The organism is Cobetia sp. MB87 (assembly GCF_011319755.1).
In the GTDB taxonomy this organism is placed as follows: Bacteria; Pseudomonadota; Gammaproteobacteria; order Pseudomonadales; family Halomonadaceae; genus Cobetia.
In genome coordinates, this window is record NZ_VFBC01000002.1 from 14,891 (window position 1) to 30,279 (window position 15,389).

General features: G+C 61.6%; 12 protein-coding genes and 1 pseudogene. 6 read left to right on the forward strand and 7 right to left on the reverse strand.

The features are described from left to right. Window positions 1-183 precede the first annotated feature (183 nt). Both CDPAHKCJ_RS00325 and CDPAHKCJ_RS00330 read left to right on the forward strand, forming a co-directional pair. Complete coding sequence (locus CDPAHKCJ_RS00325) at window positions 184-1,119, forward strand: formate dehydrogenase accessory sulfurtransferase FdhD (protein ID WP_166018233.1); 936 nt, start codon at window positions 184-186, stop codon at window positions 1,117-1,119. After that, window positions 1,119-2,156: a helix-turn-helix transcriptional regulator gene (locus CDPAHKCJ_RS00330; RefSeq protein ID WP_166017855.1), complete on the forward strand. Its 1,038-nt coding sequence runs from the start codon at window positions 1,119-1,121 to the stop codon at window positions 2,154-2,156. The genes CDPAHKCJ_RS00325 and CDPAHKCJ_RS00330 overlap by 1 nt, the downstream gene beginning before the upstream one ends. 293 nt (window positions 2,157-2,449) lie before the next feature. On the opposite strand, the gene CDPAHKCJ_RS00335 is transcribed toward CDPAHKCJ_RS00330, so the two are convergent. Together CDPAHKCJ_RS00335 and CDPAHKCJ_RS00340 are read right to left on the reverse strand one after the other, a co-directional pair. After that, window positions 2,450-3,088: an XRE family transcriptional regulator gene (locus tag CDPAHKCJ_RS00335; protein WP_166017857.1), complete on the reverse strand. Its 639-nt coding sequence runs from the start codon at window positions 3,086-3,088 to the stop codon at window positions 2,450-2,452. Window positions 3,089-3,655: 567 nt separating this feature from the next. Beyond that, window positions 3,656-4,582: pseudogene (locus tag CDPAHKCJ_RS00340) on the reverse strand (histone deacetylase family protein); the annotation flags it as partial. 201 nt (window positions 4,583-4,783) lie between these two features. Between CDPAHKCJ_RS00340 and CDPAHKCJ_RS00350 the strand changes: the two are divergent. The 4 genes from CDPAHKCJ_RS00350 to CDPAHKCJ_RS00365 all read left to right on the forward strand — a co-directional run bounded on the left by CDPAHKCJ_RS00350 (window position 4,784) and on the right by CDPAHKCJ_RS00365 (window position 11,546). After that, window positions 4,784-7,873, forward strand: coding sequence for a bifunctional acetate--CoA ligase family protein/GNAT family N-acetyltransferase (locus tag CDPAHKCJ_RS00350; protein ID WP_240916586.1), 3,090 nt, complete (start codon window positions 4,784-4,786; stop codon window positions 7,871-7,873). Window positions 7,874-8,357: 484 nt separating this feature from the next. Continuing rightward, a complete protein-coding gene (locus CDPAHKCJ_RS00355; protein WP_166017862.1) occupies window positions 8,358-9,566 on the forward strand; it encodes a glycine betaine/L-proline ABC transporter ATP-binding protein in 1,209 nt (402 codons plus the stop codon). Then, the gene (locus CDPAHKCJ_RS00360) at window positions 9,563-10,420 is read left to right on the forward strand and encodes a proline/glycine betaine ABC transporter permease (protein ID WP_166017863.1); all 858 of its coding nucleotides are present in this window, start codon (window positions 9,563-9,565) and stop codon (window positions 10,418-10,420) included. The genes CDPAHKCJ_RS00355 and CDPAHKCJ_RS00360 overlap by 4 nt, the downstream gene beginning before the upstream one ends. A 205-nt stretch (window positions 10,421-10,625) precedes the next feature. Beyond that, entirely contained in the window at window positions 10,626-11,546 is a 921-nt protein-coding gene (locus tag CDPAHKCJ_RS00365; RefSeq protein ID WP_240916587.1) for a glycine betaine ABC transporter substrate-binding protein, read from the forward strand. Window positions 11,547-11,686: 140 nt separating this feature from the next. On the opposite strand, the gene CDPAHKCJ_RS00370 is transcribed toward CDPAHKCJ_RS00365, so the two are convergent. The 5 genes from CDPAHKCJ_RS00370 to CDPAHKCJ_RS00390 form a co-directional block, all read right to left on the reverse strand. Next, window positions 11,687-12,358, reverse strand: a complete 672-nt coding sequence (locus tag CDPAHKCJ_RS00370) for an RluA family pseudouridine synthase (RefSeq protein ID WP_166017865.1) — start codon at window positions 12,356-12,358, stop codon at window positions 11,687-11,689. A 74-nt stretch (window positions 12,359-12,432) separates the two neighbouring features. Beyond that, window positions 12,433-12,960 (reverse strand): hypothetical protein, encoded by a 528-nt coding sequence (locus CDPAHKCJ_RS00375; RefSeq protein WP_166017867.1) that lies wholly within the window; start codon window positions 12,958-12,960, stop codon window positions 12,433-12,435. Window positions 12,961-13,282: 322 nt separating this feature from the next. Next, window positions 13,283-13,933 (reverse strand): pyridoxamine 5'-phosphate oxidase, encoded by a 651-nt coding sequence (gene pdxH, locus CDPAHKCJ_RS00380; RefSeq protein WP_166017869.1) that lies wholly within the window; start codon window positions 13,931-13,933, stop codon window positions 13,283-13,285. Between the two features lie 70 nt (window positions 13,934-14,003). Beyond that, window positions 14,004-14,378, reverse strand: a complete 375-nt coding sequence (locus tag CDPAHKCJ_RS00385) for an AzlD domain-containing protein (protein ID WP_166017871.1) — start codon at window positions 14,376-14,378, stop codon at window positions 14,004-14,006. Beyond that, window positions 14,375-15,265 carry an AzlC family ABC transporter permease gene (locus CDPAHKCJ_RS00390; protein WP_166017873.1) on the reverse strand — a complete coding sequence of 297 codons (891 nt, stop codon included), beginning with the start codon at window positions 15,263-15,265 and terminating at the stop codon, window positions 14,375-14,377. Before CDPAHKCJ_RS00390 ends, CDPAHKCJ_RS00385 begins: the two co-directional genes overlap by 4 nt. Window positions 15,266-15,389: the final 124 nt, after the last annotated feature.

A 15,389-nucleotide genomic window follows, 5' to 3' on the forward strand; every position in this document is an offset into this window, starting at 1 on the left:
GCAAGCGGGTCTGAAAAGAATGCTGCGATGGTACTGGTTTGCAAGATACATGCCGCTGCGTGCGATATCAGGGTCTCCATCAGTCAGTGCGGGGACAGCTCTGCCATCGGACTGGTACTCTACGGCGATTCAGCGCAAGAATTGCCATTCCAACCGGCTCGATCAGGGAGACCCGAGTTCATGATGCCCTCTGCACGGCCAGCGATCAGTCGCGCCACACTACCCACTACGCTGGACATCGAAGTCATGGATGAGCGCGGTGAGCGCCATCAGCAGTCCATTGCCGCCGAGCGCTCGCTGACCATCTATCTCAATCGTCGCGAGATCGTCACCTTGATGACCCTGGGTGCCGAACCTGAGGCGCTGGTGGCCGGCTATCTACGCAATCAGGGCTTGCTGGGTGAACTTGAGGACCTCGAGGCGCTGCAGGTGGACTGGGAAGTCGAGAGCGCCTCGGTGGTGACGCGTCATCTGCCCGAGGATATCGAGCAGCGCCTCGGCAAGCGCACCGTTACCACCGGCTGTGGGCAGGGCACGGTATTCGGCAATCTGCTGGAGCGCCAATCACTGGCCGCGCTGGACACAGGCCCCTTCAGTCAGGCCTTGTTGTATCGCCTGCTGGAGGCGCTGGCGGCGCACAACGCGACCTATCGCAAGGCCGGCGCGGTACATGGCTGCGCCCTGTGCCGCGATGATGAGGTATTGGCGTTCATCGAGGATGTCGGCCGCCACAACGCCGTCGATACGCTGGCGGGGCTGAGCTGGCTGGCGCCCCTGAGTGATGATGCCAGTGATTATCAGGGGGCCAACATCTTCTATACCACTGGTCGCCTGACCTCCGAGATGGTACTGAAGGTGGCTCAGGCGGGGATCTCGGTGCTGGTCTCGCGCTCCGGCGTCACGCAGAAGGGGGTGGAGCTGGCGGTACGCTTTGGCGTGCTGTTGATCGCACGCGCCAAGGGACGCCATTTCCAGGCCGTGGACCCTGCCGGGCGGCTGGTGCTGGACGCCATCCCGCCGCTACGTGCAGGCGACGCCCTCAAGTCGTCTCGTCATGACGCGTCAGGCAAGCAATCCTCATCAGTCGGCGCAGCCGGGCACGACAAGGAGGGCCAGTGATGAGCCGTCTCTGTTCGCCGCTGGGCGACACACTCTCACAGGGCTTTTCCTCCGAACTCGGCGCACCTTCAGGCAGCTCTGCCGCTGAGTCTTCAGGTACGGCTACCGGCCGGCAAGCTCCGGTCCCCCACGACAACCCCTTTCTGACGGTGCAGGAGGTTGCGCGCCTGCTGCACCTCAACGAGAAGAAGATCTATCAGCTGGCCAGTGACGGCACCATGCCGGCGACCAAGGTGACCGGCAAGTGGTTGTTTCCACGGCGACTGGTGGAGCAATGGATTCTCGAGTCCAGCCATCATGGTGTACTGGCGGATCGCCTGATGATCACCGGCAGCGATGATCCGCTGCTGGCCGCGCTCTCCATGCGCCTCAATCAGCAGCATGCCGGTAGCGCCTTCTATGGCATGAGCGTCACTGGCACGCGTCTGGGGCTTGATCTGCTCAGCCAGGGGCGGGCTGATGTCTGCGCCATTCACTGGGGGCGTGCGGAGGAGGCGGCGCTGCGGCATCCGGCGCTGATTCGCGGACATGATGGCTATCGCCAATGGGTGATGGTGCGGCTTGCGCGCCGCACTCAGGGGTTGATCATCCGCAATGACGACCGCCATTTGTCCATCGACCCCAGCGGTCTGTTCGGCTCGCAGCGGCGTTGGGCGGTGCGACAGGAGGGGGCGGGTTCGCAGCGCTTCCTGCAGGAGTGGCTGTCCGGCCATCAGATGCGTGCCGAGCAGCTCAACACCTTGGCGATCGCCTATTCCGAGCGTGAAGTGGCCTCGATGGTGGCGCGGGGCGAGGTGGATGTCGGCCCCGGTACGCTGTCGGCCGCCAATGAGTTCGGCCTCGGCTTCGTGCCGGTCTGTGAAGAAGCCTTCGATCTGGTGGTGCCGCGCAATGTCTACTTCCGGGATCTCTTCCAGGGGTTGCTGGACTATCTGGCGACACCTAATGGCATCCAGCTGGCCCAATCCCTCGGCGGCTATGATCTGCGCGAATGCGGTCAATTGATCTGGCGTGGCGACGCCGCCCAGCACGATTGAGACGCTCGGTATTGAGACGCTCGATAAATTGAACGCCCAGCGGGTGCTGGCGGCCAGGACTCGGCGCAAGCCATGAGTGTCTTTACAACATCTCAAAAAATCGCCCATTAGCGCATGGCTAGTGGGCGATTTTTTTATTTCGGGTTGACGGAGAGAATGATCAAGCAAGTCGTTGTTTCGAATGGGTCGGCCAGGTTGGGCTCGCGTCAAGGCTGTCTTTACGGTTTAGCTTCCTGCCAGCGCGTTGCGTGGCTCAGCTTGCTTCAACACAGCTCGGCTCACTTCACGACAGATCAGCTTGGGTCCGAATCATTGCGAGTGCACACCGACAGAACGATGGCATCTTCTTCGCTGGTAGAGACAAGGGCGTGACCCATGTCGGAGTCGAAATAGATGCTGTCGCCATCGCCCAGCGGCAAGGGTTCATAGAATTCCGAATAGAGCAGAATGCTGCCCGCCAATACCATCAGGAACTCCTCGCCGTCGTGACGCACCCAGTCGGGGAAATCATCGAAGCTGCGTGCGCGCACGCGAGTCTTGAAGGGAATCATGCGTTTCTGCGCCAGCTGCCAGGACAGTAGCTCGTGCTCATAGGTCGGTGTCGGGTGTGATTTGCCATCACCGACGCGCGTCAGGTCGCGACGCCCGAGAGTGCCAGTCTGGCGCTTGGGCGGGCTCAGCAGCTGCGGCAGGTCGATGTTGAGGCCATGAATCAGCTTCTGGACCGCCGTGAAGGTCGGTGAGATCTGCTCATTCTCGATCTTGGACAACGTCGAACGCGCCAGTCCCGTGCGCTGGCTGACATCTTCCAGCGTCCAGTGATGGGAGAGGCGAATCTGCTTCACGCGTTCGCCAAGCTTCAGGGGCTCAACGAAGGGTTTGCGACCGGAGGCGATCCGGACGGCGGCGTCCTTGTCTGTAGGTGTGCTCATGAGAGTGGCTTCGCTATGGGCGTGATATTGGCGGCGCACGACACTGGGTGTCGCAGTGCTGTCAGCTGGCGATAAAGTTTACTATCGGAAACTTTATCGCCAGCTTATCACAGCATGGCAAGCGCGCATCATCCCGACACGTAGCCAACATGGCTGTCCGCGACATGGCTCTTTGGGACACTGGAGGCTCGCTGGTACTCCCCTTGATCCAGCGGCAGGTTTCCTGGCTGCGGGAAACCTGTCGTGGGGAGTGGTGTGCGGCAAGCGTGAAAAGTCACCGGTACGGGGAATACTCAGCGCTGGAACAGCCGGGCACTAATAGCCGAGCACTAGAACAGTCAGGCGCTAGGACAGCGGGTGGTCACGCTCATCCTTGGCGGGCTTGGCAAGCGGCGGCTGGACGCCGTCTGGCGTGCCAGAGGTGGAGCGGGACGCGAGTTCGAGCTGATCTGGCTCGGATTTCTTTGACTCGGGACGCTCTGAGGAGGGTTGCTCAGAAGCCGGTGGCTCTGAAGGGCGTTGGCCCGGGTGATGGCTGCCGGCACGCACATCGAGACCATCCTGCATCGGCAATCCCGCCAGCGCCTTGAGATGCGCCTCGGTGCTGCGCCCCAGCGCCTCCAGGCAATACCCGCCCTCCAACACGGAGACGATACGCCCGTGGCAGTGTCGCCGCGCGACATCCATCGCCAGCAGGGTGACCCAGTAATAGTCGTCATCTTCCAGACATAGTTCCGCCATCGGGTCTTCACGATGCGCGTCAAAGCCCGCCGAGATCAGGATCAACTCCGGTTTGAAGTCATCGAGCTTCTTCAGCCATTGGGCTTCTATGGCGTGCCGGAAAGCCAGTGAGCCGCTGCCTTCACTCAAGGGCGTGTTGTGGATGTGCTCCCAGCGGCTCTCCAGGTAGCGCCACGGGTACATGGCGTCCTGAAAGGAGGAGCACACCAGCGTGTCGGGATCATGCTTGAAGATGTCGACGGTGCCGTTGCCCTGGTGTACGTCGAAATCGAGGATCGCGATCCGCTTCACGCCGCAATGCTGGCGGGCGTGCAGGGCGCCCACCGCCACGTTGTTGTAGAAGCAGAAGCCCATCGCATCGGCGCGTTCGGCATGATGGCCCGGGGGGCGCACGGCGCAGAAGACGTTGTCGGCCTGATCACGCATCACCTGGTCGACCCCACGTACCACCGCGCCTGCGGCCAGTCGCGCCGCGACCAGGCTATCGGCACACATCACGGTGTCTTCGTTGATGGTCAGCAGCTGCCCGGCCTGGGGTGGACATTTCTCCAGCGCCTGCAGGTGGCGCATGGGATGCACGCGCGCCAGCTGCTCAAGCGTTGCCGCTCGCGCACTGTATTGCTGGACATGCTGAATCACGCCGCTCAGCGCCAGCTGACGCTCAATGGCCTGCAGGCGCAGTGGGCTCTCGGGGTGGGTGGGGCCCATGAAATGCTGACCGCAGTCGCGATGGGATATGTAGGAGGTGATCATCGGCATGCCTGCGTAAGTGTGCGGGTCATAATGGTCTGCACCATGACGTAACAGTAAGAGTCGTCAATGGCATGAGCCAGTCGCCGATGGTCTACCTTGTTTCACGCATGAAGGGCGCGAGGATGGCTGTTCAGACCTGCGCTTTCGCGGCATGCTGCTCATATCGCGCTGACGAGGCGCAACCGCTGACAGGACAAGCCTATGGGAACGCGATTTCTGCGCAATTTCTTCGAGCCCGCCAGTATCGTGGTGATCGGCGCCTCGGAAAAGCCGCATTCACTGGGCGGGCAGGTACTGCGCAATCTGCTTGAAGGGGGCTTCAAGGGCGCCCTGACGGTGGTCAATCCCAAGGGATATGAGACGGTGCATGGCGTGGCGTGCGTCAAGCGGGTCAGTGAGCTGGAGCAGGTGCCGGACCTGGCCATTCTGTGCTCGCCGCCGGATACCTTGCCGCGGGTGGTCGAGAAGCTGGGTCGGCGCGGCGTCAAGGCGGCGCTGCTGATTTCGGGAGGTGTCGCGCCGACACCGGTCAGCTCGTTGGCCCGCGTTACCGGCAAGGGGCTTGAGATGCTGTCACGCCGCGATGGGCTGAACTTCTCTGCCCCACGCCTGCCGGGCATTCACAGGCCCACTACTGGCAAGCCAGCCCCCAATTCCTCCGCCACCGAATTGTCGCCTTTGGATCAGACCGGCGAGCCTTCAGCATCGAGCGCCGAGCGCTACCCGCGGATCGCCGACAGTACGGACGACGTGTTGGACACCTCCCGGGCCCGTGAGCCAGGGGGCGAAGTCCCGCGTATCCACCGCGATCAGGAAAGCCTCAACAGTCGGTTGCTAAAGGCCGCCCGTGGCAGTGGGATTCGCCTGCTCGGGCCTGAATGCATGGGCATCTGCGTGCCCAACCGCCACCTGAATGCCTCCTTCAGCGGGCAGCCAGTGGCCAAGGGCAAAGTCGCCTATCTCGGTCAGTCGGGGATGTTGGGCAATGCGATGATCGACTGGGCGGCGGGGCGCGGCATCGGCTTCTCGCATCTGGTGACTCTGGGCGACAGCGTCGATGTGATGCTGCCCGATCTGATCGACTATCTGAACCAGTACGGGCCGTCGCAGGCCTTGCTGTTGCACCTGGAGCGCATCCACGACCCGATGCACTTCATGACCGCGCTGCGCGAGGCATCCCGCAATCGACTGGTGCTGGCGATCAAGAGCGGACGCACCCCGGAAGCCGACCTGTTCGGCACACATGTCACGCGTGGGGTGCCCAATCGCGACCGGATCGTCGATGTTGCCCTCGCGCGTGCCGGCGTAGTGCGCGTCAATGACAGCGAAGACATGTTCGATGCGCTGGAGACGCTGAATCGCATGAAGCCGTTGCGCGGTGATCGGCTGGCGATCGTCTCCAATGGGTTGGGCCCGGCCTTGCTGGCTATCGACAAGCTGATGGCGGGTGGCGGCAAGCTGGCCGAGCTGAGCGAGGAAAGCCGCCAGGCGTTGCTCAAGGCCGAACTGGATGTCAGCCTGCCGGGGCGCAATCCGGTGGATCTGGGCGGCAATGCCACGCCGGAAGACTTCGTGGCCGCGGTCAACATCGTGGCCAATGACCGAGGCGTGGACGCCGTATTGGTCGTGCATGCGCCGACACGTCTTGCTCCCTCACGGGCGACGGCCGAGGCCCTGGTGGCGCATCGCAAGCAATTCCGACGCAACCTGCTGACCAGCTGGATGGGACTCGAGCAGGCACTTTCGGCCCGCCATGAGTGCCATCTGGCCGGCATTCCGACCTATCTGTCACCAGAGAAGGGCGTCAAGGCCTTCCTGCAGATGGTCGATTACCACCGTGTGCAGACACTGTTGCAGCAGACGCCGCCGAGCCTGGCCTTCTCGACCAGTGCCGAGATTCGCGCCCGCGCCCATGACCTGGTGCACAGCGCGCGGCGTGCGGGGCGGGAATGGTTGACCCACTCGGAGACGGCGCAGGTGCTCGATACCTACGGCATCGCGACCGCACCGAGTCGCTATGTGCTCGACGCCGCCGAAGGTGCGCGCGCCATCGTCGAATTGCAGCGTTCTGCCACGAATGATGACCAGCCTTCTCGCCAGGGCCCCTATGCGCTGCGCGTGGTGCATGAACACAACAGCCAGCCGTTCCGCTATCGCCGCTACCCACAGCGGCTGTCTTCCGGCGTGGTGCAGGACCTTTCCGGTCCAGAGGATATCGCGCTGGCAATTCGCCGCATCACCCAGAAGGTAGCGGAGGGCGATGCCGAGCGCGGCCGCGGTGACCATGAGCGCACGCGTATTCATGAGTTCTGTCTGCAGCCGATGCAGCGTGGCAAGCACTCGTTGCAGTTGAGCGCAGGCATCACGCGCGATGACGAATTCGGCCCGGTGATCGTGTTCGGCATCGGCGGTTACAAGGTCAATGTGCTGGCGGACCGCCAGGTCGCCTTGCCGCCCCTCAACATGACCCTGGCGCGTGAGCTGATCTCGCGCAGCCATGCCTCCCGCCTGATCGCCGAGCACTCGCCGGACCCGGAGCGCGATTTCGAGCGCGTCAGCACGCTGTTGATCAAGCTCTCGCAGTTGGCATCGGATTTGCCTGACATAAGAGGGTTGGAAATCAATCCGTTGTTGCTCAACCGCGAGGAAGCCATGGCGGTAGATTTCGCGCTGGATCTCGGCAAACCGGCTCGTTTCGCGATCATGCCGTACCCGGAGGAGCTGCGTGAATGGGTGTCGCTGGACAATGGCATGCACGTCGAGGTGCGCCCGATACGCGGTGAGGATGCGCCCTTGATCACGGCCTTCCATGCCCGGCTTTCAGAGGAAAGCATTCGTTTCCGCTACTTCCACCACAAGGCGGCACTGACGCAGCGAGATCTCGCGTTGCTCGCCCAGATCAATTACGACCGCCAGATGGCCTTCATCGCCGAGCGTGAAGTGGAAACCCAGTCAGGTGAGTCGCCGCAGCGCGAGATGCTGGGGGTGGTGCGGGTATGGAATGACCCGGACAACATTCGTACCGAGTTCTCCGTCATCATCCGGGATGACATGCAAGGCGAGGGGATCGGCAGTCTGCTGATGGAGAAAATGCTGCGCTATTGCCGCTCGCTGGGCACGCTGGAGATGGTCGGCAAGATCATGATCGACAATCACCCGATGCGCGCCTTGATGAAGCACCTCGGCTTCACCTGTCGCTACAACATGGAGGAACAGGTCATCGATGCCAGCATCCGTCTCAACGAGCCGGTCAGTGATTGGCAGCGCCTGAGACTGGAAGCCAAGGCCTGATGCGCCTTGTTGGTGCGTGGGCTTGTTGATAGACCTATGTCTGGGCTTATTGATAAGCGTGTGTGTGGGTTTGTTGTTAGACGTGTGGGAGGTGCTCAAGGCCGCATGCGCAGGCTTGCCAGGCGGTTCTCGACAACACGCAATGAATGACGGGTTGGAGAGCAATAGACCAATAACAACACGCAATATCGTGATTCAGGGAGGTATCAGCAAGAAGCGTCAAGGGCATACCACCTTGGTCGTATAAATGTCTGTTCGTGTTTGAGCGCTTATCAATAAAACTGTATTGTAATTACAAATATAAGAATCCTTTATGGATAATGGCGCAGGGGATGACACAGTATTCTGTCAGCAGGCCGGCAAGCGAGACTTGCGGTCAGATTGCGCGATTTCAGCGGCAGGGCGATTCACTCTCCCTGCCGGATTGAGTGTGTAATGGACAGAATCCGTGGTTATTTCCTGCCCGCTGACGACAGGAAAGCCAATGACTGACACTCGCGACGTGAAGATTCGAGTGCGCAATTTGAGCAAGGTGTTCGGCAATCAGCCCGACAAGGCGCTCAAATTGCGTGATGAGGGCATGAAACGCCCTGAGATTCTTGAGAAGACTGGCCAGACGTTGGGGCTTTCCAACGTGGACTTTGATGTGATGGAAGGCGAGTTGCTGGTCATCATGGGGCTGTCCGGCTCCGGGAAATCGACCTTGATCCGCTGCCTGAACCGGTTGATCGAACCGACGGAGGGCGAGATCCTCATCGACGGCGATGATGTCGCCAAGCTGGATGACAAGTCGCTGCTGCGCTGTCGTCGCAAGCATTTCTCGATGGTGTTCCAGAATTTCGCGCTCTTCCCGCATCGCACCGTGCAGCAGAATGCCGAGTTCGGGCTTGAGGTACGTGGCGAGGACAAGGAAGTCTGTTATCAGCGCGGTCGCGATGCGCTCAAGCAGGTAGGCCTTGATGGTTGGGAAGATGCTTACCCCAGCCAGCTCTCCGGCGGCATGCAACAACGTGTCGGCCTGGCGCGAGCGCTGGCCAACGACTCCACTGTGCTGTTGATGGATGAGGCCTTCTCGGCGCTTGATCCCCTGATCCGCAAGGACATGCAGCAGGAATTGCTGGCGCTGCAGCACAAGATGAAGAAGACCACCATCTTCATCACCCACGACCTTGATGAAGCCCTGTCCATCGGCGACCGCATCATCCTGCTCAAGGATGGCGAGATCGTGCAGATCGGCTCCCCCGAAAGCATCCTGACATCCCCTGCCAATGATTATGTGGCGCGCTTCGTCGAAGGCGTCGACATGTCGCGCATCCTCACTGCCCGCTCGGCGATGACCGATGTGCGTGCCACCGCACGCGATGATGATGGCCCACGTACGGCGCTGCGCAAGATGGGCGACAACGGCCTCGACAGCCTGTTCGTGGTGCGTCGTGATCGCACCGTACTCGGGATCATCACTGCCGAGGATGCCGAACGTGCCGTGCGCGAGAATCTGACCGATCTCTCGAGCATCATCCACTCCGATTGCTGTCAGGTTTCCCCGGAAGAACCGCTGCACAACCTGTTCGCGATGTTTGCCGGTCATCACCATCCGCTGGCGGTGGTCGATGAGCAATCCCGCCTCTTGGGCGTGGTGATCAAAGGGTCCGTACTCGCGGAACTGGCGGAAGCAGGGGAGGCACACGCATGAGCGACGCAACCGGTTTTACCATCCCGAAGATTGAACTGGGTGACTGGATCGAGACGGGGCTTGATTACCTGACGACCAACTACTCAGGCATCACGCGCGGCATCTCCAAGTTCACCGAGACCGGCATCGATGTCCTCAACGATGCGCTGATGTGGCTACCCGAGTGGGCGCTGATCGCCCTGGTGACGCTGTTGTGCTGGCGGCTGGCCGGCACGCGCCTGGCCATCGGTTCCGTACTGGGGCTGGGACTGATCTGGAACCTGGATCTGTGGGACCCGATGATCGAATCGCTGACTCTGGTGGTGATCGCCACCCTGGTCGCCGTGGTCATCGCGGTACCGCTGGGGATACTGGCGGCACTTTCGGATCGCTTCTACAAGGTCATCATGCCGGTGCTGGATTTCATGCAGACCATGCCGGCCTTCGTCTACCTGATTCCGGCGATTCCCTTCTTCGGCATCGGCTCGGTCTCCGCCATCTTCGCCACCGTGATCTTCTCGATGCCACCGGCGATTCGCTTCACCACGCTGGGCATCCGTCAGGTGCCCAATGACCTGATCGAGGCGGCCGATGCCTTCGGTGCCACCCGCAGCCAGAAGCTCTTCAAGCTGCAGCTGCCGCTTTCCCTGCCCACCGTGATGGCCGGCATCAACCAGACCATCATGCTGGCACTCTCGATGGTGGTGATCGCGGCCATGATCGGCGCCGATGGCCTGGGGAATGAGGTCTGGAAAGCCATCCAGCGCCTGCGTCCGGGAGATGGTTTCGAAGCGGGCATCGCGGTGGTCATCCTGGCCATGCTGCTCGACCGCCTGACCCAGACCTTCAGCAAGGAAAAGAAGCCTCGTTCGTGAGGGGCTTCATCAGTGGCCTCCGTATGCTTCATGGCTATACGGAGGCCGCCTCGAGCACTTTTCCTACCCGACTCAGCGTTTGACTGTCGAGAGGACGATGGCCGTTGGCCGTCGACAAGCGCTCTCTGAACTCGTGTTTCGAGAGACGTTCTTCGACAGATGCTTTTCGATAAACAATGAGTAAATTCGAATAAAGGGGATAACGATGAACAAGCAAGATGCCTCCCGCACTACCTTGAACGTCACCGCGAAGATGAATGCCGCCAGCAAGGCACTACTGCTCGGCGCTGTCATGTCTTCCTCACTGGCCGGTGCAAGTGCCGTGTATGCCGCCGGTGACAAGGGCGATGTGACGCTGGCCTACGTCGAATGGTCCTCTGAAGTCGCCTCCACCAATGTGGTCAAGGCGGTGCTCGAATCACAGGGCTACAACGTCGAACTCAAGGCGCTGTCTGCGGCGGCGATGTTCCAGGCAGTAGCCTTCGGCGATGCCGATGGCATGGTCGGTGCGTGGCTCCCCACCACCCACGAAGACTACATGGCCAAGATCGCCGACAAGGTCGACGACCTGGGCGTCAATCTCGAAGGCACCAAGCTGGGGCTGGTCGTGCCGTCCTACAGCAAGCTCGAGACCATCGACGACATCAAGACCCACGCCGAGGATATCGATGAGCGCATCGTCGGCATCGAGCCGGGCGCAGGCCTGACGCGTCTGACCGAGCAGGTGCTCGAGGATTATGATCTCGAGGACATCGATCTGACCACCGGCAGCGGCGCGACCATGACCGCCGCGCTGAGCAATGCGATCAAGGGCGAGCGTGAGATCGTCGTCACCGGCTGGACACCGCATTGGATGTTCGCTCGCTGGGACCTCAAGTACCTGGATGACCCGAAGGGCGTCTACGGCGGTGCCGAGGAGATTCACACACTGGCGCGCAAGGGACTCGAGGAAGACATGCCGGAGGTCTACGCGATTCTCGACAACTTTGCCTGGACCCCGGCTGACATGGGCGAAGTGATGCTCAACAACCAGGAAGATGACGCTGACCCCTACGAAACCGCCAAGGCTTGGGTGGAAAGCCATCAGGATATCGTCAAGGAATGGCTGCCGGCCGCAGCTGAGTGATGCCTGACGCATGACTCAGTGAGTCATGAATGACGAAACGCCCCCACAGGGTCTCCTGTGGGGGCGTTTCGTTGTGTGCCTGCAATGACGCGTCGCTCACACGGGGCGGGCTCAGCCTGAATTGATCAGAACGGGCGGGCTCAGAAAGGACAGGGACTGCGCACTGCCATGCGCTCACCGCTCACCGGGTGATCGAAGCTGATCATCTCGGCATGCAGCATCAGGCGCTCGGCCATGAAGAAGGCCTCATCCGTCGCATAGAGGTCGCAGCCCAGGATCGGGTGGCCGATCTGCTGGCTATGGATGCGCAACTGATGCGTGCGACCTGACACCGGCGTGAATTCGACTCGCGTGCGCGCCGGATTCTCCAGGCGTTCGATGACGCGGAAATCACTGATGGCGGTCTTGCCGGTCTCGTGGCAGATCTTCTGCAGCGGGAACTGGTCGACATCCTTGGCGATGGGCAGCGAGATACGTCCGCTGTCCTCCTCAAGATGGCCATGCAGGATCGCGGTGTAGGACTTGCCGATGTTTCGATCCTGAAACTGGCGCGTCAGGTTGCCATTGGCCGGCTTGTTGAGCGCGACCAGCATGATGCCCGAGGTGCCGAAATCCAGCCGATGCAGCAGCTTGGCGGTGGGATATTCCTTGACCAGGCGATGATGCAGTGAATCCAGATTGAGTGGATGCTTGCCGGATAGGCTGAGCAGGCCACTGGGCTTGTGGATCAGCAGGATGTCATCGTCGGCGTACAGTATCGCGTAGGTTTCGTGGCAGACGGGAACGATGAACGGATCGGCTTGTGGCTGCATAAAGGCTCGTTAGTGACGTCAGAAGGAGTCGGGGCGTAACGGCAACGGCAAGTGTACGCAAGCGCTGCCGCTATCTAGAGGGCAATGTCATCCCAGTGATACTCGTACTCGTCGTCCTCACCATCCTGGGGCGCACGACCGATGAAAAGGCTGGCGGTGAAGGCGCGCACGAAGATCACCTCGCTGCCATCCAGTGCGGTCAGCAGCTCGCCTTTCTTGAGCTTCTTGATCCTGCGCTTGCGCGCCGCGGCAGCATCACGCGCCGCGCGGGTGTCGGCGCGCCACTGGGCGGCAATCTCACCGGGCGCTGTCGACTGTTCGAGCAGCTCTTCCGGGCATTGCAGCGGAATGTCTGGCGTGCCCTCGTCACGGATATGGTATTCCCAGCGGCTGGGGTCACCATTCTTGGGTGCCTGCATCAGGTGCTGGCGAATGAAGGTATGGCCGTGAGGATGTTCCAGTACGGCATACAGCACATTGCCGACCACAGCGTGATCGACCAGCGAGATGCCATGCCTGTCGGACGGGGTGTAGCCCGCCAGCAGTCGGTCTACGAGTGTCTGACGTGCCACCTTGGGGGTGCCGCTGTCATCCCAGGCCATGATGCCTCCAATCTGAGCGTGTCTGGCATCGCAGGCCATGTCGGATGCGCCGGTGAAGGGCGCAGGCTGACTGGCGTTCGAGAGGCCGAAAGGGCGGCCATTGTCCGGTTTGTGCCAGGCGAGGGCAAGCCGCTGACCGCGCGAATCTGTACCGCCATGGTCTCAAGAGAAAGCGCACGCGACATCACTAGCGGCAGCCCGGACGGTAATCCGAACGGTAACGCAAGAGGCCCCGCAATAGCGGAGCCTCGAGAAGAGTGCTTGATGTGGCGCAGACTGGCTATCGGCACAGACTGGCTATCGGCACAGACTGGCGATCGGTTCAGGGTGCCAGCAGCTGCTTGTGCCATTTGCCGTCTTCGGTGTCCAGGCGCTGGTAGCGCACGCGATCGTGCAGGCGCGAGGGTTGTCCCTGCCAGAATTCGATCATCTCCGGCACCACGCGATAGCCGCCCCAATGCTCCGGTCGCGGCACCTCAGTGGTGGCATAGACCTGTTCAAAGCGACCCTGACGCTCGCTGAGCCATTCGCGATCGGGAATCTCGACACTCTGCTGCGAGACCCAGGCGCCCAACTGGCTTTCCTTGGGGCGTGAGGCGAAGTACTGATCGGAGGTGGCTTCCGCGACCTTCTCGACGCTGCCTTCGATGCGCACCTGGCGCTCCATTGCGGGCCACCAGAAGGTCAGCGCGGCGAAGGGCACATTGGCCAGTTCGCTGCCCTTGTGGCTCTGATAGTTGGTATAGAAGATGAAGCCATCACTGTCGCAGCCCTTGAGCAGCACGATGCGCGCATGCGGCTTGCCCTGGCTGTCGACAGTGGAGAGCGTCATGGCATTGGCGTCGTTGTCATCGGCGGACAGCGCGCTGGTCAACCACTCCTGGAACAGCTCGAAAGGTTCCAGCGGTGTGTTCGCAAGGCTCAGGCCATCACCGGAATAGGTTCTGCGCACATCGGCGATATCGCGGTTCATGGTGGGCTCCCTTGATGAATTGCTCATGTAATGACATGACTGTGACCGCTCACGTGCTGGATCGCAAGCCTCAGGCACCACCCAGCTGCAACCACGCCATGTAAAGCCCGGTACCGACGGCAATCGAGAGCAGCGCATTGCGTCGCCACAGATGCAATCCCGCCACGCAGGCGGCCGCGACCAGCATGCCGGCGCCCTCAGCGCTCTCAAGCCAACTCCGCCAGGCCGAAATGCGGTGCGCGGACTCTGACAGGTCAGGCAGTTGCATGGCTGACAGCGAGACGATGATCAGCACGACCATGACGATGGCCGGCAGATAGCGGCCCATATGCAGAATCAGCGGATGGGCCGAATGGCGGGACAGAAACACGAAGGGCAGCGCGCGCGTGGTGAAGGTCGCACCGGCTGACACGGCGATCAGCAGCAAGGCCTGCAGGGTCGTCATGGGGAGGTGTGCTCCGAGGCTTGATTGTGCCGAGTCTGGCGCGCGCCAGACTTGCCGTGGGGGGGATGATCGTCACGCGGGACAGGCTTGCCGTGTGGCGGTTGTTTGCCACGCTGGTAATGATACTGCCCGAGCAACAGAGCGCAGGCTGCCGCGATGCTGCCCAGCAACAGCTGATCTTTTGGCAGCAGCCACAGGCCCGCGAACGTGACCAGCAGACCCAGCAGGAAGGGCCAACGCTCGCGCAGGGCAAACCACTGTTCGATCCCCAGCACCACGAACAGCGCCGTCAACGCGAACTCGATGCCGCTGCTGTCAAAGCTGAGCTGTCCGGCTGCCAGACCCAGCAGCGTCCCCAGTACCCACCAGGACTGATTGAGGAAGGTGATGCGCAACATCAGGCGTTGGTCATCACGGCGCGCCACCGGATCATCGCGCTCGCCACTGCGCGGCAGACTGGCCAGCAGCGAGTAGGTTTCGTCGGTCAGCCCGAAGATGAGATAGAGCTTGCCAAGGCCCGCCGCGCGGAAGCGTTCCAGCAGCGACAGGCCATAGAAGAGATGGCGCGAATTGAGCAGCAGCGTGGCCACGAAGACCTCGGTGATGCCGGCTCCGGCACCAAGCAATGCCACCGCCAGGAACTGGCCGGCCCCGGCCAGAATGACCAGCGACATGAGAAGGCCCAGCCAAGGGCTCAACGGCAGCTGGGTGAACAGCACGCCAAAGGCTGCGCCCAGTGGGATATAGCCGAACATCACCGGCAGGGTCTGGTTGAGTGCCTGTTGCCATAGGTGACGACCGCTGACTGGCTGCCGGGGAGGCGAGCCCGCACAGGTGGTGTCGTCCCGGGAGGCGTGCGAGGTACTGGCCGTGGAAGGCGATGACATGGCGAGAGTTCCGTTCTGCGCAGGCGGGGTAAAGCCGGGCGACTCATGCAGGTGGCCTCAACTGGCCGAGACCCGGCAAGCCGTAGACAATCTCGTCAGCATATAATGTCATCGAGCATCAGGC